The organism is Paenibacillus plantarum (assembly GCF_013141695.1).
Classification (GTDB): domain Bacteria; phylum Bacillota; class Bacilli; order Paenibacillales; family NBRC-103111; genus Paenibacillus_E; species Paenibacillus_E plantarum.
The window spans coordinates 15,885-36,012 of sequence record NZ_WHNY01000080.1 but is presented as its reverse complement, the minus strand read 5'-3'; the positions used below and the strand labels follow the sequence as shown (position 1 = coordinate 36,012).

22 protein-coding genes and 2 pseudogenes are annotated in these 20,128 nt (G+C 39.9%); 2 read left to right on the top strand and 22 right to left on the bottom strand.

Annotated features, from left to right (window positions below; genetic code table 11):
- Positions 1–72 precede the first annotated feature (72 nt).
- Both GC096_RS33215 and GC096_RS33210 read right to left on the bottom strand, forming a co-directional pair.
- Positions 73–483 carry a hypothetical protein gene (locus tag GC096_RS33215; RefSeq protein ID WP_171636529.1) on the bottom strand — a complete coding sequence of 137 codons (411 nt, stop codon included), beginning with the start codon at positions 481–483 and terminating at the stop codon, positions 73–75.
- Positions 484–603: 120 nt separating this feature from the next.
- Positions 604–939, bottom strand: a complete 336-nt coding sequence (locus tag GC096_RS33210; RefSeq protein WP_171636527.1) for a hypothetical protein — start codon at positions 937–939, stop codon at positions 604–606.
- A gap of 113 nt (positions 940–1,052) precedes the next feature.
- Here GC096_RS33210 and GC096_RS33205 point away from each other — a divergent pair, with 113 nt between their 5' ends.
- The gene (locus GC096_RS33205) at positions 1,053–1,526 is read left to right on the top strand and encodes a class I SAM-dependent methyltransferase (RefSeq protein ID WP_171636525.1); all 474 of its coding nucleotides are present in this window, start codon (positions 1,053–1,055) and stop codon (positions 1,524–1,526) included.
- A gap of 357 nt (positions 1,527–1,883) precedes the next feature.
- Here the strand turns inward: GC096_RS33205 and GC096_RS33200 are convergent, their stop codons facing one another.
- The 18 genes and pseudogenes from GC096_RS33200 to GC096_RS33115 form a co-directional block, all read right to left on the bottom strand.
- Complete coding sequence (locus tag GC096_RS33200) at positions 1,884–2,336, bottom strand: DinB family protein (RefSeq protein WP_171636523.1); 453 nt, start codon at positions 2,334–2,336, stop codon at positions 1,884–1,886.
- A 627-nt stretch (positions 2,337–2,963) separates the two neighbouring features.
- A complete protein-coding gene (locus GC096_RS33195) occupies positions 2,964–4,007 on the bottom strand; it encodes an alpha/beta fold hydrolase (protein WP_171636521.1) in 1,044 nt (347 codons plus the stop codon).
- Positions 4,008–4,653: 646 nt separating this feature from the next.
- On the bottom strand, positions 4,654–4,779 hold the full coding sequence (locus GC096_RS39200; protein ID WP_281366857.1) for a histidine phosphatase family protein: 126 nt from the start codon (positions 4,777–4,779) through the stop codon (positions 4,654–4,656).
- Positions 4,780–4,875: 96 nt separating this feature from the next.
- Entirely contained in the window at positions 4,876–5,358 is a 483-nt protein-coding gene (locus GC096_RS33185) for an NUDIX domain-containing protein (RefSeq protein ID WP_171636519.1), read from the bottom strand.
- Positions 5,359–5,549: 191 nt separating this feature from the next.
- Positions 5,550–6,347 (bottom strand): aminoglycoside phosphotransferase family protein, encoded by a 798-nt coding sequence (locus tag GC096_RS33180; protein WP_171636517.1) that lies wholly within the window; start codon positions 6,345–6,347, stop codon positions 5,550–5,552.
- 194 nt (positions 6,348–6,541) lie between these two features.
- Entirely contained in the window at positions 6,542–7,027 is a 486-nt protein-coding gene (locus GC096_RS33175; protein ID WP_171636515.1) for a suppressor of fused domain protein, read from the bottom strand.
- A 628-nt stretch (positions 7,028–7,655) separates the two neighbouring features.
- Complete coding sequence (locus GC096_RS33170; RefSeq protein WP_171636513.1) at positions 7,656–8,105, bottom strand: hypothetical protein; 450 nt, start codon at positions 8,103–8,105, stop codon at positions 7,656–7,658.
- 272 nt (positions 8,106–8,377) lie between these two features.
- A complete protein-coding gene (locus tag GC096_RS33165) occupies positions 8,378–8,893 on the bottom strand; it encodes a GNAT family N-acetyltransferase (RefSeq protein WP_171636511.1) in 516 nt (171 codons plus the stop codon).
- Positions 8,894–9,602: 709 nt separating this feature from the next.
- A complete protein-coding gene (locus GC096_RS33160) occupies positions 9,603–10,055 on the bottom strand; it encodes a transposase (RefSeq protein ID WP_246303143.1) in 453 nt (150 codons plus the stop codon).
- Positions 10,056–10,111: 56 nt separating this feature from the next.
- Positions 10,112–10,408 (bottom strand): hypothetical protein, encoded by a 297-nt coding sequence (locus tag GC096_RS38940; protein ID WP_246303142.1) that lies wholly within the window; start codon positions 10,406–10,408, stop codon positions 10,112–10,114.
- Between the two features lie 351 nt (positions 10,409–10,759).
- A complete protein-coding gene (locus GC096_RS33150; protein WP_171636507.1) occupies positions 10,760–11,386 on the bottom strand; it encodes an undecaprenyl-diphosphatase in 627 nt (208 codons plus the stop codon).
- 347 nt (positions 11,387–11,733) lie between these two features.
- Positions 11,734–12,109, bottom strand: a pseudogene (locus GC096_RS33145) (ankyrin repeat domain-containing protein).
- Between the two features lie 37 nt (positions 12,110–12,146).
- Positions 12,147–12,962: an N-acetyltransferase gene (locus tag GC096_RS33140; RefSeq protein ID WP_171636505.1), complete on the bottom strand. Its 816-nt coding sequence runs from the start codon at positions 12,960–12,962 to the stop codon at positions 12,147–12,149.
- An 18-nt stretch (positions 12,963–12,980) separates the two neighbouring features.
- Positions 12,981–13,439, bottom strand: coding sequence for a hypothetical protein (locus tag GC096_RS33135; RefSeq protein ID WP_171636503.1), 459 nt, complete (start codon positions 13,437–13,439; stop codon positions 12,981–12,983).
- A 578-nt stretch (positions 13,440–14,017) separates the two neighbouring features.
- A pseudogene (locus GC096_RS33130) lies at positions 14,018–14,347 on the bottom strand (IS110 family transposase); the annotation flags it as partial.
- A gap of 213 nt (positions 14,348–14,560) precedes the next feature.
- Complete coding sequence (locus GC096_RS33125) at positions 14,561–14,956, bottom strand: (R)-mandelonitrile lyase (RefSeq protein ID WP_171636501.1); 396 nt, start codon at positions 14,954–14,956, stop codon at positions 14,561–14,563.
- A 20-nt stretch (positions 14,957–14,976) separates the two neighbouring features.
- Positions 14,977–16,296 (bottom strand): multidrug effflux MFS transporter, encoded by a 1,320-nt coding sequence (locus tag GC096_RS33120; protein ID WP_312886394.1) that lies wholly within the window; start codon positions 16,294–16,296, stop codon positions 14,977–14,979.
- Entirely contained in the window at positions 16,211–17,251 is a 1,041-nt protein-coding gene (locus GC096_RS33115; RefSeq protein WP_171636499.1) for an NAD(P)-dependent alcohol dehydrogenase, read from the bottom strand. Before GC096_RS33115 ends, GC096_RS33120 begins: the two co-directional genes overlap by 86 nt.
- Positions 17,252–17,435: 184 nt before the next feature.
- On the opposite strand from GC096_RS33115, the gene GC096_RS33110 reads away from it, so the two are divergent.
- Positions 17,436–17,984, top strand: coding sequence for a TetR/AcrR family transcriptional regulator (locus GC096_RS33110; RefSeq protein WP_171636497.1), 549 nt, complete (start codon positions 17,436–17,438; stop codon positions 17,982–17,984).
- Positions 17,985–18,154: 170 nt separating this feature from the next.
- Here the strand turns inward: GC096_RS33110 and GC096_RS33105 are convergent, their stop codons facing one another.
- Both GC096_RS33105 and GC096_RS33100 read right to left on the bottom strand, forming a co-directional pair.
- Complete coding sequence (locus GC096_RS33105) at positions 18,155–18,673, bottom strand: hypothetical protein (RefSeq protein ID WP_171636495.1); 519 nt, start codon at positions 18,671–18,673, stop codon at positions 18,155–18,157.
- A 303-nt stretch (positions 18,674–18,976) separates the two neighbouring features.
- On the bottom strand, positions 18,977–19,579 hold the full coding sequence (locus GC096_RS33100) for a GNAT family N-acetyltransferase (protein ID WP_171636493.1): 603 nt from the start codon (positions 19,577–19,579) through the stop codon (positions 18,977–18,979).
- Positions 19,580–20,128: the final 549 nt, after the last annotated feature.

Here is a 20,128-nt window from a genome sequence, read left to right as displayed (position 1 = left end):
CCAGTTTTGTATAATATCATTAGTAAAATTTATGTTTGCATGACTGTAAACTTTTTTAAGTCATTTCAATTGCTAATTAACGCACCCTATCGGTACTGATGATAGCCAGCTGACTGCACTATGAATATTATCGAATTCACGATAAATCAATTCAGTTGAATCTTTCTTTTCAATAGATTGTCCTACGTCGATATTAGGAACTGTTTTCTCTGGAAAGACGATAGCTATAATTTCTATGCCAGCGTCTAATAATCTAGGAAACCATTCGTCAGACAACCATTGTGTCTCCTTTGCTATAAACAGACTATGGCTTTCATCGAACAATGCTTTTTTCGCCTTTTTTATCGCTGCAAGTTCAACTAATTTATTAAGGGGGAGGCGAAAATCTTCCTCATGAGCTAAATAACTCCAGCGAATCACTACAGATTCAATCACATCATCCCAAAAAATATGAGCTTTATCAGAAAAGTAATAATGTAACATGATTAATCTCTCCTCTCACTTGCTGATCTAATGACAGTTACTATCGCGATAGTAGTATTAGCTTCCCAGAATCAATTTATTATTTTAACTGGTGCTTGCTAAAGTACGTTATTTATATTATTAAAACACTCCTTCATGATTTTTACGAAAATAAAGAGGCCGCACGTATATGCAAGCCTCATCTTTAATACTTAGGGTTATCAAACGTCCAGTTGCAGACGCGAGCTCCGCAATAGCTAGAAGCTGGATTGTTTCGATCTCCTGTTCAGCATGCCATGCTACAGGCTCCAATCCGCAAGGACGGATAGTGGCATCCGCAAGTCCCTTCATACGGTGCATCAGAATGGCCTTAAAATTGTCCACGGCAATCATTTCTACGCCCTCGAGTTGCTGTGCCGAATCGAAGAGCCAACGTCCTTTCGCATGAAGATCGCAGCCATAAAGGGACTGATCCAACCGTTAGTAAGACCAGAGTCTCCGTCTTTACAATTATAATTAAGCATGATATGTTACCATTATAGGTTCGTTTTTTGAAACCGAGTTTCATACAATGAAACATTGGAGGAGTGATGGAATGGATACAAAGGATCATGATTAAAGCCCAATTTGGAGCTAACGCTTCTAAATATGTCGTTAGCCCACGTCATGCATCCGGCCAAGATTTGAAAACATTAGTCGAGTGGGCTCAACCGGAGAATGCCGCGCAGGCGCTCGATATCGCAACCGGAGGCGGACATTGCGCCTTGGCGTTGGCCTCCTTTGTCGGTGAAGTGACCACGCTGGACATTACTACCGAGATGTTGCAAGAAGCGGAAGTTTTCCTTACCAAGAAGGGCTGCACGAATATCAGGTACGTTGTTGGGGACGCGGAGAATCTTCCCTTTGCCAAAGAACAATTCGATATGGTCAGCTGCCGAATCGCCGCCCATCACTTTCCTGACCCCGACCGATTCGTAGAGGAAGCATGGCGCGTATTGAAGTACGGCGGAAGCTTTATTCTAATGGACAACATCTCTCCAGAAGCGGATCGACACCCTCTATAATGATATTGAACAACGGCGAGACCCCAGCCACTTCCGCACTTGGAAAAAAACGTAGTGGATTCGTCGCATCGAGCTGACCGGCTTCCGGGTGGAACAGCTGATGCAGACAGGAAAGCCGTTCGAATTCGCTACTTGGTGTGCTAGAATGAATGTCCCCGAGACGGATATGCTGAACTGGCCAGAATTAGTATTCGCCCCTGAACTACTTAAACCTCCTATTACTTGAGAAAACGGCAGCCGACTGGCTGCCGTCGTGGATGATTAGGGTATCCTGTAACCACGCATAACTCTTTAATGAAAACAGGGAGCAACTGCCGCGGCAATCTGCTCCCTGTTTATTGCGATATAGTCCACTGCTTAGCTTAATCGTACTTGTATTTGTTTAAGATGATGAATGTCGTGGTCAATAAATATCTTTAGATAAGACTCAATTGTAAATTGACGATTCCCCGAACCAATTGTAAATATTACATCACTCCCGATTCCAGACATCATTTCAATTAACTGTCTTCTTTTCTCAACAAACTCATCTATTAAAGAGCCAGTAGTTTTAAAAACACTGATATATTGAATAGCCTCACTATTATGCTCATCATGGTCCGGAAATGAGATTAATACAGCTCCTTGATTTATATATGGAAAATGTTTCTCCTGGATGAATTTATCCCAATAAAATAGATGACCTATTATTTCCTTAACTGACCATTTGCCTTCACTTATTGGTTCGAGGAAACGAGGTTCATCTAGCTTTTTAAACCTCGTTATTTCTTCGATTATTACTCCATAGTCCAGTACTTCTTTATCAGCCATATTAATCCTCCTATATACCTTTTAAATAATGTTAATAATACCCGTAACTGGTGAAATTGTAAAGAACGTGCGTTCGCATAATATTTCTAGTGGGCTACACTCTTCTGCCCGTTAATTTAGAAAAGGCAACCGATCCGATGGCCAACAAAAAGTCTCCAATCCTGTCCATCGGGAATGAGATAATATTCTTGTCAAAATCGGGAATGGGATAAAGTTCTTGTCATTTGGTTTTGACAAGAACTTTATCCCATAAAACGAAAAAACCGCTATTTACGCGGCCTCTAATGACAAGAACTTGATCCCCATTCCCTAGCGCGCGCCAAAAGACAAAAAAAGCCCTCACTTCTAAAAACGTGAGGCTCCCTTTTAGTTGAAAAAAAGGCAGCCGTACCATTAAGGTCAGCTGCCAGATTGAACTCTCGTTCTTTCGTTAGCTTAAGGAGACATACCAAGTGGCTGGAACAGGAATGGCTCCCCATTTATGTAGGCTCCCAATAACGCTTGATCATTGGGTTACTCTTCGATCAATGGAGCCTGATCGAACCCCTGACCTCATCGGTGCCTGCTCCCTCCGTGGTCAGTTTCACAGCCCTCATTATGGGATTGTGAATTTCAAAGAACAATCACTTAGATAGCCATATCTCTCCATGTAGCGTTCAACCATTCCGCAAATAACTCTTTTTCCTCGAACTGTGGATAATGAGCTGACTCTTTGAAAATAACAAAATCCTTTTTAGATGCTTCCAGCACATTAAAATAGTCTCTTGCCGCATTTACGGATGTCATGTAATCATATTGCCCCATGACAAAATAAAAGGGAATCTCCAATCTATCGACAATGTCTGTTATATGATTTTTTGACTCTTCCTCCAATAAGATTTGCTGCGAGATCGAAACCCCCTTCATATAACGAATGACATCAAGTAAATTATATTCCCGATTAAAAAGAAAGCCTGTATAATAATCCCTGTTATCGTCAATTAATCGTGCTGCTCCGCCGTATTTCCGAATCATGTCTCTAGGGGTAAATTGTTCCCCTCGTTCGATGGGATCTCGAAGCTGTTCTAATTGTACCGCATCTTTTTGATTCCCTGCTTGCTTTGCTTGGTCTATAGTATAATCCAAACTGTCCAATTCGCTTTGCACATGAGCAGCAACCTGTCCAATACCAATATAAGCAACAAATTTCTCCGGGGCTTTAGCCGCAGCTTTCATCCCTATGTATGTACCAAAAGAATGACCTATCAGCAGCACTTTCGATTGTCCCAACATCTCTTTCACATCATCTGTAAGCTCCAATAAATCATTCACGAGCAAGTCTGTTGATAAATTGGAGTAGTCTTCAAAGAAATGATATGATTTCCCACTGCCTCGTTGATCATAGTGTACAATTGTAAAATTTTTCTCAAGCAATCTTTGGTATTTCCGTACATACGGAATTTCGGAACAACCTGGGCCGCCATGCACAAAGATCACTATCGGATTGCGCCGGTCGTTCCCCCTAATCATTACTTCATGCCTAGTGCCGTTGATGTCGATCTGCTCTAATAAACTTATGCTGTTGTCGCCTTTAATTGCAGGTGTCCATGTAGGGGAAATTAATCCGACCGCAACAAGAAGAACAACAGTCAATATAGTTATCTTAGCTATTTTTATGCCTTTTCTCTTCAATGGACAACTCCCTTTCTAAGCATTTCCTTCACCAGCTCCTGAATGTACGTTGAACATAAGCTTTGGATGTTCTTTCGTACCATGTCGTTCCCTATTTCCCGTGCGTGATAGGTTTAAAAATGAACAACCAACGGCATCATGAATGATGGTTGTGGTAGACGCTGAAGTAGCACTCCATGTGTTTATGTTAAGGACAAATCCTAATGGGTTCTTCTTACGCCACTCATGGTAATCAGGTGCTTCGCGTTCCACTGTGAACCGTCTCAACCTATTCCTCCGATTCTGCTCTCAGCAGACTTCCGTATTCAAACCAAACTTAGGTTTCCTTTACTAAGCAATCATAAGGCTGGAAGTAGCTAGGTTTCCCTATTTTACCATACAGACCTGCCCGTTAACGTAATAAAGGCTGCTTCGCGGCAGCCGTTCAAGTATCGTTTACGTTAGCTTTGTCAGCTTACCTAGGATGATGTCCATAATCTTTTAACATTTATTAATTTGTTTTCTTTAAATTCAAGTCTATATACATCAGGTTTGCTTGTTTGCTTCCAAAATATAATCTCTTTCTCTAACAGCTCCGCCAAAGGAGTAACCGTTTCTTTTGCTCGATTATATGAACTAGAAACAATAACATCTATTTTTTCATTACCTACAACTCAGCTACTTTTTTTGCGTCTAATTTTCCTTGTTTGGAGAGACTTGCTCCTCCTGCTAATTCAAGTTCCAGTGAAAATGGAGCTATACCATGACGAACAAAATAAATGTGAGTTGACATAAATCCTCCTATCAAACGTTTGCCCGTCACCGTAATAGGATACCGATATCAAGCCCTCGATAGCCTGTTCCGGTATTATTAAACTCTCGCTCCCAGTTAACGTAACAGCTTTTGTTGTATCTCTTGTTCTTCAACATAATTGCGATACGTATTACCACTGTAATAATCAACAATGTCTTGGTTAATTTCTGGGTACAGTTGAATCCTATGCAACTCCGAAATCGGAATCCATTTAACATCTGTTTGATTAGGATCTGGCTTTTGTGGAAGCTTGGGATATGATCCTGAGTTCAATTCACATTTAAATGTAATCCCCACAGAGTGGGTATCGCCATATATATAATTGCTTTTAATTGGTTGATATTCGTAAACAAAGGCAACAGGACCGACTTCTACGTCGACACATGCCTCTTCTTTTGCTTCCCTTCTCACAGCTTCAACAAAGGTTTCACCTGGCTCAACACCACCTGCAGGAAGATTGTAATGGACACCGTCACCATTATCATTCTTGTACTCGATAAGTAAAATGGCATCATCCTTAATAATCAATGCACACGCACGAAGTCGTATTTTTTCCATCCGGGTCACATCCGTTATCGTATTTTACCGTTTTGGATTATTGTACCATATTAGTTTTTTGTTTAGGAGATTCATTGTTTTAAACTGCCCAATAGCTTAATGAGGCTGCCAATCGTTTTGCGGTGGCAGCCTCATTTTGTAGTATATTGAAGTAACGTTTTTCGTTAGCTTAATTCTCTAAGTGATGAAAACTAGTTTAACTGGCGCTGTATTATATCGAGCAGAGTGCGTTGCTCCTCCTCCGGAATGCTCTCACCTAGGCGTGCCGCCATTAGCGGAAGCTCCCACTTAGCGATCTCCTCCCGGCTGTATCCGGTCAGTTCGAGATATGTGTCCTCGTACGTTTGAAGTAATATTGTTCTAAGTTGACCAAACGTCTGGATAACGACCTCGGAAAGCTCCTCCGGCAAGACCGCGTGACGCAGTATAATGATCGTTCTGGCTACATCGGCTTGTGCCGGACCACATACTGCGGTCATCCAGTCGATGACGACAGGCCCCCTTTGACTTATAAGCACATTGCCAGGATGGAAGTCACCGTGACAAAGATGATCACCCCCGGGAAGCTTGGATAGACGGCTTTCGATCACCTCTCGTAGCGGCTCGAAGCCGACGTGACGAATGCCGCTGATCATATAAGTCAGTCGACTTTTAATTGATTCCAAACGACCGGTTGCCTTGACGCCGTGTATCTTGGTGTGAAGTTGAGCCAGTTGACGGCCGTATTCTGCAGCTTTTTCCGGCTTACCCAATAGAATCTCTAGCATGGAAGGTCCCAGGATCCTCTCATATGCAAGTCCGGTAAGACCGTCAGTTTCTACGGTTCCATAAAATATCGGGGCACCTACCGCCAACTCCTCAATAGCGTTACTAATATTCCGCTCCAGGTCAAGCAGTTTAGGCTCGCGAAATACTTTAAGGACCTGTTTCGCCCCTAATGCATAAATATCCGCAGTGTTGCCTCTGCCAATCCGTTCGCCAACTACCATAAGAAACACCCTATTCCATTTTAGAATAATATTCCTATGTTTACTATAATCGAATAAGGTAAAAAGAAAAACTGGCAATCTCCTTAACGTACGCCTCAGTCAAGCTAGTAAATTGTGATAGTGATTATTGTAACAAACCTGCCCGTTACTTTAATGAAATCAGGGAGCAGCTGCCGCGGCAATCTGCTCCCTGTTTATTGTGCTATCGTTCCTTCTTTAGAGGTTATTGGTACTATCCATGATTGTACGATTGATGTCTTATTTTCAGTAGTATATGTTTGAAATTCATCTGGGAAATAAACTGGGCATGTGACATATAATGCTTCTAGTTCCGACTTATCAAACAGTTGGCCATAAGGACCTATAACATCACCTCTTAAAAAAGCAGTTTTGTTTTTCAATGCTTGCTGACCTATTTGTTGAAGAATACCAGGAATATTATTATCTCCGTGGAATGCATACGAAGTAAATATTAGTTCTTGTCGTATTTGTTTTCCAGATACAGAAGATCTTAACTCTTCATTGCTAAGTCCTAATGTTGAATATGAAACGGTCCCTGAAAAAGGTCCCCCAGCATACTTTACAATTTGGAACGGAAGTTTTTGATTACTTTCATTACTAGTCCAACCATATTGAATTTTTCCCATATGCTTTTCTAAAAAATCGGTATATTCATTCATACTATCTCCTATTTCCTACTCCTCGGTTACAAGGTATACATTCAAGTCTGGTGTATTCTTGATAATTATTTGATATTTCTTTTTCGTGTAACTTTAGGATCGAACTATCTTTTTGTCCACCCCTCTAGTGTATCAAAACTTAATTCGTTCTGACCAATACACTAAGGATGAACTGGATATAGCTCGCGCCAGACTGCTGTAGAGGCTTATCGTAAGGGTTTGAATGAAAAAAATAAACGACACCTAAATTGTGTCGTTTATTTTTTATTGAGCTATCGATATCCATTAGGTTAATTCCTGCCAGTCTATACTATTAAAATCCGTCGAGCGAATTAACTAGGGCTAGTACCAAGACGATAGGTACCAAAATTGTAATTGTACTGATTGTAATAGCAACTATACATCTCTTTTTCTCAGTCTTCATGTGTAGCAGACTTAGTACTATACTAATAATTCCACAGATAATACCAAGTAGCTGTGAGATGTAAATGACACTAATTAATGCAGCAACACTAAAAATAAGTGCTGAATTTACATAACGTTTCATTATTGCTGTACCCCTTTTCGTGCCCAGCTGCTTATGTGTCTTTATTCATCTATCGTTTCCCGTTAGTAAAGTGGAACAAAACTATTTTTGTTTTGATTCTGTAATGTTAAAAGTACCCGTTCCCTTATTAATATGGTTTCCTTCTAGCCAATCCACTTCTACCGAAACAGGTATATTAATCGGTAACTCTAAATCGGATAACGTTATTTTTTCATTCGATTCTAATTTTGAAACAACTGTTTTTGAATCAGCTTTTACAGTTTTACCTGAAAGCTTTTCTTTTGTATCCACTCGATAATATACAACTACACTTTTAACAGAAGCACTCCCTGTATACATAAATTCAATATCGTAACCCTGTCGTCCTAGAGCATTGATTTTTGAAATCATTACTAATTTCCAATTTTCTAAGCCGTTTTGATTGGTTAATGCAGTATCGACGGGAAGAATTTTAGAATCTTTATTATCAGTGTTTTTTGAACAACCCAGAATAAATATGATGCATGCCATTACGATCAAAAATTTCCTCATTACTTCATCACCTCTTTTTCTTATACGAAAAACAAGTAAATTTGTTTCATTTTTCCAGAGTTGAATACGAGCTGAGGACGAGCAAACCTGCCCTTTAATGAAATAGGGACCGTCCAGACTGCGCGGCAGCCGACGATCCCTATTGAAGTAACGGTCCCAGTTAGTTTAACGACATGGCTTCAGATTTAATCCTATATTTATATCTAAGTACACCTGGCTGGGTCCTCTTAAAGGCATATTACATTATCAATTGTTTTTACTTCGTATTATGCTCATTTTGTTCGCTCTACAGAATACAGAAAAAATTCCATATCTATATTCCTAAAATTCTTAATATCTTTATCAATAATATTCATACCGTTTCGAACAGCAACTTTCTGAGGGGCTATATTTGTGTCCCTAATAATAGAATAAACGCTACTTGCATTAAGAACTAAGAAAGCGTATTCCTTGCAAGCAATTGCCGCTTCTGTTGCGTAACCTTTGTGCCAATACACTTTTTGAAACAAATATCCTATTTCCAAAATTTCTTTTTCTCTCCAGTCTTGCATTGTCAAGCCACATTGACCAATCATTTCGTTTGTTTCTTTTAATACAACAGCCCAAAGTCCAAAACCATACTTTTCATATCTTTTAAGATGTCTGTTAAGCCAATTTTGTGCTTCTTCTAAGTTGAATGCACTTTCATAAGCAGCACGCATTACTTCCTCATCACACAATATTCCGCACAATGCATCATAATCGGACTGCACCATTTCTCTAATTATAAGACGTTTTGTTTCTATCAAAAATCTCCCACCTTTCTTACTCTACATCCCTACCAAAAGAATCATCAATTTTCTTTGTGTGGTCATATACCTCTGTACATAATGCACCATATTTACTGAAAGACATATAGTTATTTCCCCTCCATATTTGATATCTTAGAAAGGGACTTTAGAAAATGATTATCCCTTCCGCACCTCTAAATTCGTTCTACGGAAAAATAAATTAAATATTTTCATTTTAATCACTCTCTTTCTTATAGGATGTTTAATTATGGAATAATCTGTAATATTTGAGCAAGAGAATTATTAATTTTAATTGAACTATCCTACCCCTCCCTTGGTTTTAATGGTTTATCTAACGTATACTCGCTCATTCGCAGGATTTCATCACCTTGAAAGTAACAATATCTTAGAGAACGAAGTCCTATGGATATAATTCTTGCATTTAAGGCGTGCGGGAACAGAGGAGCCGTAAATCAATTCCCCTAAATCATTCCCCTAAATTTTACTCTACTGCGCGCATATTCCACGAATACCTGGAAGTTTACCATCCCATGGCTCTACGGGTCTAGGCCCTAATCTTCCATCGTTATACTTATCCAAGGTGTGGAGACCGATTGCGTTTAGCGGACGGGTCAAAGCCCTTCTCGGACAGGAACTCGGTTCTCCGTGCTTTCTTTTTAGAATCCTGCGAATGAGTCAAAAGACGTGGTATTTCCAGTTATGCAGCTTACGCAATGATATGACTTGCCTTTTCAGGTGTAAATGTTTCACCTTTCTGGACAATACTGATTAAGATTCGGGCTACTTTTCCAAGCAGTTTAAATACGGATCTGAGCTTCTTCATATGCTTAACTTTAACGTTATACTCATGTAACTCTCGAAATACAGGATTGACACCAATCAGCTGTATGGTAGCGAGAAACAAATATTTGCGTAAGGTTAAATCCCCTCGCTTTGATATAACGATCTGTCCCTTTCGTTTTCCCGACGTACTTTCAGCTAGATTAAGACCAGCTTTTCGTAGTAACTGACGTCCATGCGCATACTGTCTAAGGTCAGCTGCGCCAGCTAAAATCGCTGCAATAAAGATGGGACCAATGCCCTTAATGGAGCGAAGCTGACTTGCCATCGGAATCTCACTAAGTATGGATAGAATTTGCTTTTGAACGTCCCCTAGCATTTCCACGATGCGCTCGTACTCTGCGATTAATCGTTCTAAATCTTGCTTTGCCTCAGCTAAAGTCGTGACATCCCCCCACTCCGTTTGGCTTGAGAAATATGTTCAGCAGCTTTCTGAGTGCCTGTAGATCCACCTGCTCTACTCATATGCTTTCTCCAAGTCGTAATCATATCGTCTATGGATTGAGACGCGAGATCCTGCAGTAATGGTATCTCTTTCAATGTAGCCATTGAAAGTTTGCAAGTCCAATCCTTAAACACCGATGTATACTCTGGGAAGCGAATATCCAACCAGCGAATAATTCGATTCTGCAACCGGACACTATAGGCGACCCAAAACTCTCGATCACTCATCAGGGTGCGTAGTCTTTGGAACTCTTGAGTCTGCCGCGTATGTTCATAATAATAACCACGGCTTACAATGTCCGTGATGACAAGCGTATCCTTCGGATATCTCTTGGAAGGACTATTATCTCGATTCTCCTTGTTTTTTTGGTCGTGGCCGGATTCACTAGGACAACATTAGATCCTTTGTTTGTAAGCCAATTCGCTGCACAATCTCATTGTTAGCATTATTCGTATAATTCCACGAATTACCGAAAAAGCACTGGTCGTTGGGGCAGACATCGCCAAAAAGGTATAAGTGGCGCGAGCCCGAACCTCTTACCCCGACAACTAAACGAAACACTTGATTTTTGAATAAATCTAAAAGTTTTTTGACTTGTTTCTCATTGTTCTTTTGAACAGAAGAAGAAGCTTGTTTTCATATTTTTCATAAAATTTTATGGTGGCCTGAGTAACATTAAGTTTAGGGAATATTAAATATATAGAAGTTGCAGCAGTTAGGCTAATTAATATTCCTGTTAAAATATCTAAAGGATAATGAACCCCAACCCATATACGGGAGACTCCCACTAGAACAGCTAACAATACCCATAAAATTGACCAACCTCTTTTAAAAAGCCAGAATGAAAAACAATATGAGAAGAATAAAATTGTATGGTCACTTGGAAAAGAATTGTCTTTTTCTTTATGTATCAGTTTATTAACGTCATTTAATTCAACAAAAGGTTGATAATTCGAGTGAAATACCCCTGAAACCTTTCCTACCGTAAAGGCACAAATGAAAGCGATTGATGCACAAAGAATCATAATTCTATTGTCCACATCTCTTGTAAACCAAATAATAATAACATTTAGTGCAAGTAAAAAAACCATATATTCAGCAATAAAAATAAATGTGGGATTCAAAAAGGGATATTCTTTTCCTAAGTCATTAACCAACCTAAACAATGATAAATTAATTTCTAAAATATCCAAACTCAGCACCATCCAATCTCTTTTTAAAACATATTAAAAGAAAATTAGATGCTCTACCATCGAATCAAATAACATTATTTAGATTGATGTTACATTTTTGTAACATCGGTGTCATTTAACCACTGCTGATATGGATGATAAGGGATATTATATTCCCTACAACTTCACTGATTATCTGGTAGAAGATTTCGAGTGAATAACCCAACAATCTTTCATGGGAAAGGGTTTGTTGCGTTATCCTGCCCTTAGCTTAATGACAAAAGGAGCAGCCGCCGCGGCGATCTGCTCCCTGGTTAATTTTGTACTAACGTCTCCCGTTTACTTAATCCTTGATGGAAGCGTTGTTTACTATAATATTTTCACTGAAATGATTCGAGATATTGAACAACTTCAATTGAATGATCTCCACCAGCTTTTGCGTGAGCTGTCAATGGAATTGTGTGAGGACCTGACAAATGAAGAGTTTCCGGATCGTCATTAATTATCGCTTTTACAATACCAAGTTTGCCTAACATTGCAGCAGAGAATAAATCGATTCTTGCCCCTTTTTCCAACAGATAAAGAGCTATATCACGTTTTCCCATATGTGCGGCTGCACCTAGTGCAGTTTCCCAGTCACCATTTCCCCAATCCCAAGCAGCATTAATTAATCCTGGTTTGTTGTTCAAGTAATTCCTTGACTTTATCGAAATCAGCATGAGCATTGTAAACAAAATCTTTTACTAATTCTGGCATATTATATTGGACATTCAATGATCCCCTCACTTTATTATTAGTTAATGGGTAGCCAAACTGATCGTGTCCACGCGATTTGCATACCGACTCGTTCCATATTATTTTGACTGGAGCTACCAAAGCTTGCTTGAGCAACTACAAGTTCAGAGTTAGATTTATATGCTTCGTACATTCGCCACAGTAACAGTGAAGTTTGTAGACCTTTCCGCCTAAATGCAGGAGCCGTTGCAGCTAATGTGAAAGAGGCAATATTGTTGCTGATATGCATAACAGCAACAGCAGCTGGTACGTCATCCCATAAGGCTAAGAACAATTTCCAACCAGGGCGATTAAGCAAACCGATATTGTTATTTACAAAGTGATGTTTATGTACGATATCCATTCCAGACCCGATACAATGTATGCCTGCAAAGAGGTCAAAATCCGCCTCAGTATCAATTTGACGTATTTTTATATTTGAGGGTAGTTTGGGTAACTCGCATCTGGGTAGACCATACAGAACAGAATGAAAGCTATCTTGAAATAATCCTTTTTCAGTTAATTGCCTTAACATCTTAAGATTAATACCAATAGGATTTATATCTAACTGAAAAGCTCTGTTTCTTTCACGGTAAAAGGTAGTAACCGCTTCCAGTTTGTCTATATCGTCCTGTGAGAACCCCTTTACTGAATTGAATAACCCCCAAGGCATCTTTTTGATATAAAAAGCAGTTGTATTTCCGAGTTGCCTAACTTCGACTCCTTCCGGATTGCCACTTCGTTCACCAATGGAACTAATCCTTGAGGTAAAGTAATCAGTTTCACTATCTACAATACGTTTAGCCAATTCTTCGTTAATAACTGGCAACCCCACTAGTTTTCCACTTCCTGTTCATGTATTAAGTGTAGATAGAATAATATCACCAATTTCAGTGTATGTTACAGGTTCCTTATCATTTCCATAAAGTAAAATATCGGTAAATTGCTTATCCTGCTCAGCAAGTGGCTTTTCAAAGTCAATTCCGATCACTTTGGCCAATTCTCTAATCTTTACAACAGGTCTGCAGTTAGTACCCGCCCATAAAAGTACCGCTCCTTTTTTAAGTGAAAGTTCGGTTGCGACCATACGAATTGGATCAATATCACCAATAACAGTGCCTGTGCCGTTACATGTAGGACATGTCGAGTAATTAGGAGTGTCTTCTCGTAAAGACCAAGTACCGTTGTTCCCCCTGGCTTTCCCAATATTCGCATACAATGACCAAAGAAGTTCTAACACTCCAGTAATCGTACTAACAAGGGATCCTGGTCTTTTATCGTTAAACTTATTATGGGAAAGTCCAAATTCCAATTAAAAACCCCCTTTGGCTGTTTGTTCAATCCCCCTATATAATACCGATCACTTGTTCTGGTGTGAATATTTATCTTTAAACTATCCTCCCTCTATGGACAATCGCTAAGCTCTAAATTGTTCTCGTTTTCTTAGATTTTGACCAAATTTTCTTTTTAGCAGATAACATTTCAATGGTACGAAGTTGTAGAGGAAGAAATTTATGGATATCCTGAAGGGCAAAAAACGCTCCACCTAAACCACCTGATATAAAAAGTGGATCATATGGTAATGTATGGTTGCACCTATGGATCTCCACATGAGCTCATGGCGGTCAACCCTCCCACATCTCGCAGAGTCTACGCTCCCACATTCCTTCATTCAACCTGTCCATGAGGTGGAGGTCAGATATGCTGCCCGACAGGATCTTCGTCCGTATGGATAGTGCCTTTCCGACTCATCCGTGCTTCTTGTTATCTTTCCTTTGCTTAGATCATCAACACTGAGTTTCCCTACTTAAGCTGCTTGCGGTAACTCTGTAAATCGAGGGATATCCTGTATCATTTTTTCTTCACTGAATTCGTGTCCTTTTGTTAATATGCCAAATAAGACTTGGCATAAATGCCCTTAGGAAGGCTAGGTACGGCGTATCTCCCGTCTTTGACCAGCTGTGCAATCACTTTCGCATCTTTAGTGTCATTCTTCGTAGGAGAATTGTCGTCTAGTTCTTTGCTTTTCTTCACGTGTAATGGATTCACCACACCGTACTTCACTTGCTTTTCTTTTAGGATATCAAAGCCTTCTCGATTATTTTCAAACGAAAGCGGCTTCCCGAACTCGACTCCGCGGAAGTCTTGCGCACGAGCCACATGTTTGAATTTTGCGATGTCGACTCCGATAATTAAGGTAGAATAAGTGAATTGATTAATTCGTTCATTTTGAGTAGAATGCTGCCCATTAGTTTAATCGTAAATAACGCTACCTTTCCTACGATTCTTCTGTTCTTATCATTGGGTTTGACAAGAAATCTTATCTCATAAAACAAAAAGCCGCGATATACGCGGCAATGTTACATCTGAATATCTATTGAAAGTCATTGAAAGTCTTAGAAATGATGGATATTTATGCAACGTGCTCGTGTTTTAATAGTTATATTGTTCCTCACTCACTTTTTCCATCCATTCGACGGCCTTTCCGTCAAGCCGTTCATGAATGGCTGTATGCGTCATTGCTGTGGTAGGCGAAGCGCCATGCCAATGTTTCTCGCCGGGTGGAAACCAAACCACGTCACCAGGACTAATTTCCTCAATTTGACCTCCCCAGCGTTGTACTCGCCCTTTGCCAGCTGTTACGATTAGCGTTTGCCCAAGTGGATGCGTGTGCCATGCTGTCCGTGCACTTGGTTCGAACGTTACGCTGGCTCCAGCTACGCGTGCAGGCTCCGCTGCTTCAAACAGTGGATCGATACGAACCGTGCCTGTAAAATAATCCGATGGTCCTTTTCCTGAAGGTTGTGACCCGACTCTTCTAATTTCCATTTTCTAAATCCCTCCGTAGGTTAGGTATTTGTTCTAGCTTTTTTGATTCCATCGCTTTGAGTCTCTATCTTCCTAATGAGAACGACATAGGAAACGACGGCTAATAAACTGGTTGTAATCATAATGATTCCGAATGGGACGGCTGAATGATCTCCCGCGATTCCCACAAGTGGGGATGTAAGTGCGCCTAACGCATATTTAAAGGTACCTAGTACAGCAGACGCGCTTCCCGCAATCTGTCCATGCGATTGCATAGCTAAGGTAAAAGAAACCGGTCCTATGATACCAATGGATACAGCAAATAAGAAGGTTGATACAAATATCGCCGATAATGACCCCTTTGAGAGAACTGTGATAAGGATAGCGGAACTCGAAATGAAGGATAGCCATAATCCGGCCCGAAATATACTACCTTCCGTTAGCCTACCTGCCACTCGTTTGACAACCTGCGATCCAACCATAATAGCAAGACCATTCATGGCAAACAGGATCGAGAACATTTGCGGTGACAACTCGAAAATGTTCTGATAGATAAACGGAGTACCGGCAACAAAGGCAAATACACCGGCGAACAACATACCATTTACTAGGGCATATCCCATAAATATTCGATCCCGAAACAGACGATTGTAATTTTTCATTAATGCTATGAAATTGCCAGTGACCCGAAGTTTTACAGGTAAGCTTTCTTCTAATCCCCATGTTGTGATCCCCGTTAATAGTATTCCTAATAACCCTAGAAAAACAAACACGCCAACCCAGGAGCTGAATGAAGTGACTGCACTTCCGGCATTTGGGGAAACTAATGGAGCGACATTGCTGATCATCGTAAGCATAGAGATAAATTTCGTCAATTCGACTCCGCTATATGTGTCACGAGCAATCGCACCTGCAATCACGATGCCTGCTGATGCGGCAACCCCTTGGATAAATCGTACAAGGATGAAGGATTCAATACTGGGTACATAAACACAAGCGATTGATGAAACGATATATAAAATCATGGCTATCAGCAATGGCGTCCGTCTTCCATATTTATCGCTTAAGGGCCCCATTACCATCTGGCCTAAGCCTAATCCTAATAAGCTGGCAGTTAAACTTGCTTGAATCATAGATGCATTGCTTTTGAATTCAACCATAATCTGTGGAAGCGATGCAAGATACATATCGACCGTAAATGGCCCCAATGCGGAAAACGCAGCTAGAATAATGGCTAATCGAAGCGATTGCTGTTTAAGTTTATCTTTCATTCGTCTATAAAGTGGAGATGTCGATAACGAATCGGTAACGCACGTCACTCCGCAGAATTCGCTCATACGCTTCGTCAACTTGATCGGCATGGATGACCTCGATTTGAGGCTTAATGCCATGCTCTGCAGCAAAATCAAGCATCTCCTGCGTTTCCAGGAGCCCGCCAACTAAGGAACCCGATATACTACGGCGGCTCATGATTAGCGAGAAAACGTTATATTGACTTGGTTCCGCCGGTGCACCCACATTAATGAGTGTACCATCTACACGAAGCAGCGATAAGTACCCATCGACGTCAATTGGCGCGGATACCGTGTTTAGAATCAGGTCGAAACGGCCTGCTAGCATGGTAAAAGTTTCAGTGTCAATTGTTGAAAAATAATGATCCGCACCAAAGCTGAGCGCTTCATTCACTTTATCCTTTGCTCGGCTTAAGACTGAAACTTCCGCACCCATCGCATGCGCAAACTGAATCGCAACATGGCCAAGACCACCCATTCCTAGGACAGCTACCTTTTTTCCTGGGCCTGCTTTCCAGCGTTTTAAGGGGGAATACGTCGTAATGCCGGCACATAATAGCGGACTGGCTACATCTAACTCCATACGATCCGGAATATGCACAACGAATCTTTCAGTAACGACAATGTTTTGACCGTAACCACCATAGGTTGGATTTCCGTCATAGTCCAAGGAGTTGTACGTGGCTACAAAACCTTTTGAACAATGCTGCTCTTCTCCTCGGAGGCAGTACTCGCACTCTCCGCAAGAGTCCACATAGCAGCCTACGCCAACGCGGTCACCTACTGCAAATTTTGTTACCTTCTCCCCTACTGCCTTTACAATCCCGGCAATTTCATGACCAGGCACCATTGGAAAAATCCCTCCAGCCCAGTCCCCGTGTGCACTATGAATATCCGAATGGCAAATGCCGCTAAACTTAATATCGATCGACACGTCATCCTGTCGTAATTGTCGTCTTTCAATCGTTGTCTTTTCAAATGGCGCTTTGGCCGCTGAAACACTTAAAACGTGAGTTTTGCACATGGGCGTTGTCTCCTTTTACATAAATCAAAATTTGATGTTTAATCAAAATGATTTGATTAACCAACTTGTGTCTATTATTATATAATTAAGTAAGTAAATTCAATGGTTAATAAACTGTAATCTGTTGAGATATCAACAGATCGGCTGAAGTTGTTAAGTATCTTAGAAGTTGGGTGGGTGTACGATGGCTAAAGTGGATCGTAGAATTCTTAAAACACAGGAAGCTTTGAAAAATGCGGTTATTGGACTGATGACAGAAAAAAATTTCGATGATATCACCATTCAGGATATTGCAGACCGAGCAAACTTAAATCGCGGAACCATTTATCTTCATTATCAAGACAAATTTGATTTACTAGATAAACTCATAGAAACTCATCTTAATGAATTAGGAGAAATGGATGAATGGGCCTGTAAGATGGATTGGAACGAGGCTCTTGTCCCATATTTTGAATATTTTGAGAAGAACTATTTATTTTTTTCGACGATGTTAGCCAGTACTGGGGTCCCGTCAGCTTTTAGAGCTCGACTTCTTGCTTCTTTTATTGAAGGATTCAAAGGTGAAATTGACAGAGAAAGCGGAAGAAATTCAGATTTAATTGACGATGTCATGCTGCAATATGCGGGCACTGCTTATGTAGGTGTAATTGAATGGTGGATCAGAAACGGGATGCCTTTTCCACCTAAAGTAATGGCTAAACAAGTTGGTACCTTGTTAGGAAGAAGCCTGTAGTCGATTTATACTTATCAAATGCGTTCAGATAAATTGAATCTTTTCAATTTTTGAAATTTTACCATCTGAGCTTGTAATTAGGAAAATAATTTGCGTAATCTGCCCGTTAGCGGAATAGGCCACCGAATTAATCACCGGCAGCCTGCTAGATCTTGTTATGAACTCGAGGTTTAATACATTTTTGATTTATCTAATCTTATAAAAAATACCTTATTATCAACAATCCAAAATTCGATAGTTGCTTTACTTTTTTTATCAATATATCCAATTATATTAGATCCTTGTTCAAACCTTTCAAAGTAATCTTCGCCATATTGTTCTATTATTGTATTTTTGTAACTTCCTACTTTTAATCCATTCTTTGTTTCAAACTCACTCGAGTGTGTTCCGATTCTTATTATTTTGTCATCATTCTTTTCTGTGGCAATGGTTATTCCATTATTTAATTTGTAGTAATCAAATAAGGCATTATTTAAATCTTTACCCTCACCAAATCTATCTATAAAATCCTTCGATCTCATTGATTGATTTAAACTTATTCCAGAGATTTGTTCATTGGTCAGATCCGAACTTTTGGTTGAGTAATACTTTAATGTTCTCAACCCTAAATCTAAATATTGATTTATCCCAAATATTAAAATAACTAAAGCTATTACAATAGTTGTTAGTTTCTTAGTTCTTCTCTTCATAATCTTTTCCAACTTTCTTCAAACAACAGGAGGTTGCAAACAAATTAATTACAAAACGTCACTTTGGGTTGATCTGTTTTGCATCCATTATTTGTATTATCCATATTCGGCACGTGAACTACGTAAACCTCCCATTACTTAAGAAAACGGCCATCCACTCTGCCGCCGTCGTGGATGATTAAGGTATCCAGTAACCACGAATAACTGCACATTACTTTAATGAAAACAGGGACCAGCTGCCGCGGCAATCTGCTCCCTGTTTATTGTGCTATCGTTTCCAGTTAGCTTAACGATGAAAGATCACTACACCTTGATTTCCCACTCACTTTTACTAAGTTTGTAATAATTATATCTTTCGTTATCAATCTCGATAATACTTTGAAAATTTAAACCGCATTTTTGTATTACTTTAATTGACGGTTCGTTACGTAAAAGAGCTATAGCATTAAGCACCTCGACGTTCGTATTCTCAAATAAATACTTGATTATCCCTTGTGAAGCTTGCGTGGTATAATCCTTGCCTCTATGATCCTTTGATATTGCATACATGATCTCTCTGTTTGGAGGCGGTAATTCGTCTTTTATTCCCGTACAGCACCAACCGATAAACTCACCCGACTCTTTCGATATTATTCCCAAACGAAGACCGAGTTCACCAATGTCTCCGCCTTCCGATACTGCATTTAGAAACTGTTCGTTCCCTTTAATTTCGTAGTTTATAAACCAATCTTCCCGTTGTTCTTTAGATACGTTCCAACCTGGCAAGTATTCATGTATTTCAGGTTGCCAGGTTAGGGAATGAAACACGTCTAGATCATCAATTATGAATTCTCTTAAAATAATATCCTTACATTCAATCGTAAAAATGTTTTCTTTCAAAGTGGAATGAGTATTTGTCCTTTTCATATATCTCCCTTTTACATATCTAACAAATGTTTTATTACATATAATAACAAACTGTTCGAGATCATAACTGGTAAAAATTAATTATTGCTAAACTCTCCTGCCCGTTTGTATAGAAAAGGCAACCGATCCGATGGCCAACAAAAAGTCTCCAATCCTGTCCATCGGGAATGAGATAATACTCTTGTCAAAATTGGGAATGAGATAAAGATCTTGTCACCCGACATTATATGATGAAACAATAAAGCTTTAATCCCTGCAAGTAAGGTTTCAGTTTTTCTATTACGTCCGGCACTGTCAACCCCCTGTTAAATAACTTTAAACACACAATTCGCCGTCAAACAGCTATCTGCCGCGGTGATCTTCCCTAAGACAACATTCTTCCAGGGTCTCATATTGTTCTTTCCCCCCCAGATGAAGAATTCTACCCGTTACTGAAAACTGGGAGCAGCTGCCGCGCGGCAATTCTGTTCCCTGTCTATTGTGCTATCGTTACCCCTTAGTTTAGTTTCATTTAGAATTATCTTCACAAGTGGATTCAAATTAGTTTAT

What these genes read in the sequence shown, in the direction of transcription:
- GC096_RS33175 (WP_171636515.1), bottom strand. Translation starts at nt 7,027, where the DNA reads ATGAATGAATATACCGATTTTTTAGAAAAGCATATGGGAAAAATTCAA.
- GC096_RS38940 (WP_246303142.1), bottom strand. Translation starts at nt 10,408, where the DNA reads ATGAGTGATCGAGAGTTTTGGGTCGCCTATAGTGTCCGGTTGCAGAAT.
- GC096_RS39200 (WP_281366857.1), bottom strand. Translation starts at nt 4,779, where the DNA reads ATGTCAACTCACATTTATTTTGTTCGTCATGGTATAGCTCCATTTTCA.
- GC096_RS33185 (WP_171636519.1), bottom strand. Translation starts at nt 5,358, where the DNA reads ATGGAAAAAATACGACTTCGTGCGTGTGCATTGATTATTAAGGATGAT.
- GC096_RS33105 (WP_171636495.1), bottom strand. Translation starts at nt 18,673, where the DNA reads ATGAAGAGAAGAACTAAGAAACTAACAACTATTGTAATAGCTTTAGTT.
- GC096_RS33150 (WP_171636507.1), bottom strand. Translation starts at nt 11,386, where the DNA reads ATGGTGCTGAGTTTGGATATTTTAGAAATTAATTTATCATTGTTTAGG.
- GC096_RS33215 (WP_171636529.1), bottom strand. Translation starts at nt 483, where the DNA reads ATGTTACATTATTACTTTTCTGATAAAGCTCATATTTTTTGGGATGAT.
- GC096_RS33110 (WP_171636497.1), top strand. Translation starts at nt 17,436, where the DNA reads ATGGCTAAAGTGGATCGTAGAATTCTTAAAACACAGGAAGCTTTGAAA.
- GC096_RS33180 (WP_171636517.1), bottom strand. Translation starts at nt 6,347, where the DNA reads ATGGTAGTTGGCGAACGGATTGGCAGAGGCAACACTGCGGATATTTAT.
- GC096_RS33160 (WP_246303143.1), bottom strand. Translation starts at nt 10,055, where the DNA reads ATGCTAGGGGACGTTCAAAAGCAAATTCTATCCATACTTAGTGAGATT.
- GC096_RS33205 (WP_171636525.1), top strand. Translation starts at nt 1,053, where the DNA reads ATGGAATGGATACAAAGGATCATGATTAAAGCCCAATTTGGAGCTAAC.
- GC096_RS33100 (WP_171636493.1), bottom strand. Translation starts at nt 19,579, where the DNA reads ATGAAAAGGACAAATACTCATTCCACTTTGAAAGAAAACATTTTTACG.
- GC096_RS33115 (WP_171636499.1), bottom strand. Translation starts at nt 17,251, where the DNA reads ATGTGCAAAACTCACGTTTTAAGTGTTTCAGCGGCCAAAGCGCCATTT.
- GC096_RS33125 (WP_171636501.1), bottom strand. Translation starts at nt 14,956, where the DNA reads ATGGAAATTAGAAGAGTCGGGTCACAACCTTCAGGAAAAGGACCATCG.
- GC096_RS33120 (WP_312886394.1), bottom strand. Translation starts at nt 16,296, where the DNA reads ATGCCGATCAAGTTGACGAAGCGTATGAGCGAATTCTGCGGAGTGACG.
- GC096_RS33200 (WP_171636523.1), bottom strand. Translation starts at nt 2,336, where the DNA reads ATGGCTGATAAAGAAGTACTGGACTATGGAGTAATAATCGAAGAAATA.
- GC096_RS33170 (WP_171636513.1), bottom strand. Translation starts at nt 8,105, where the DNA reads ATGAGGAAATTTTTGATCGTAATGGCATGCATCATATTTATTCTGGGT.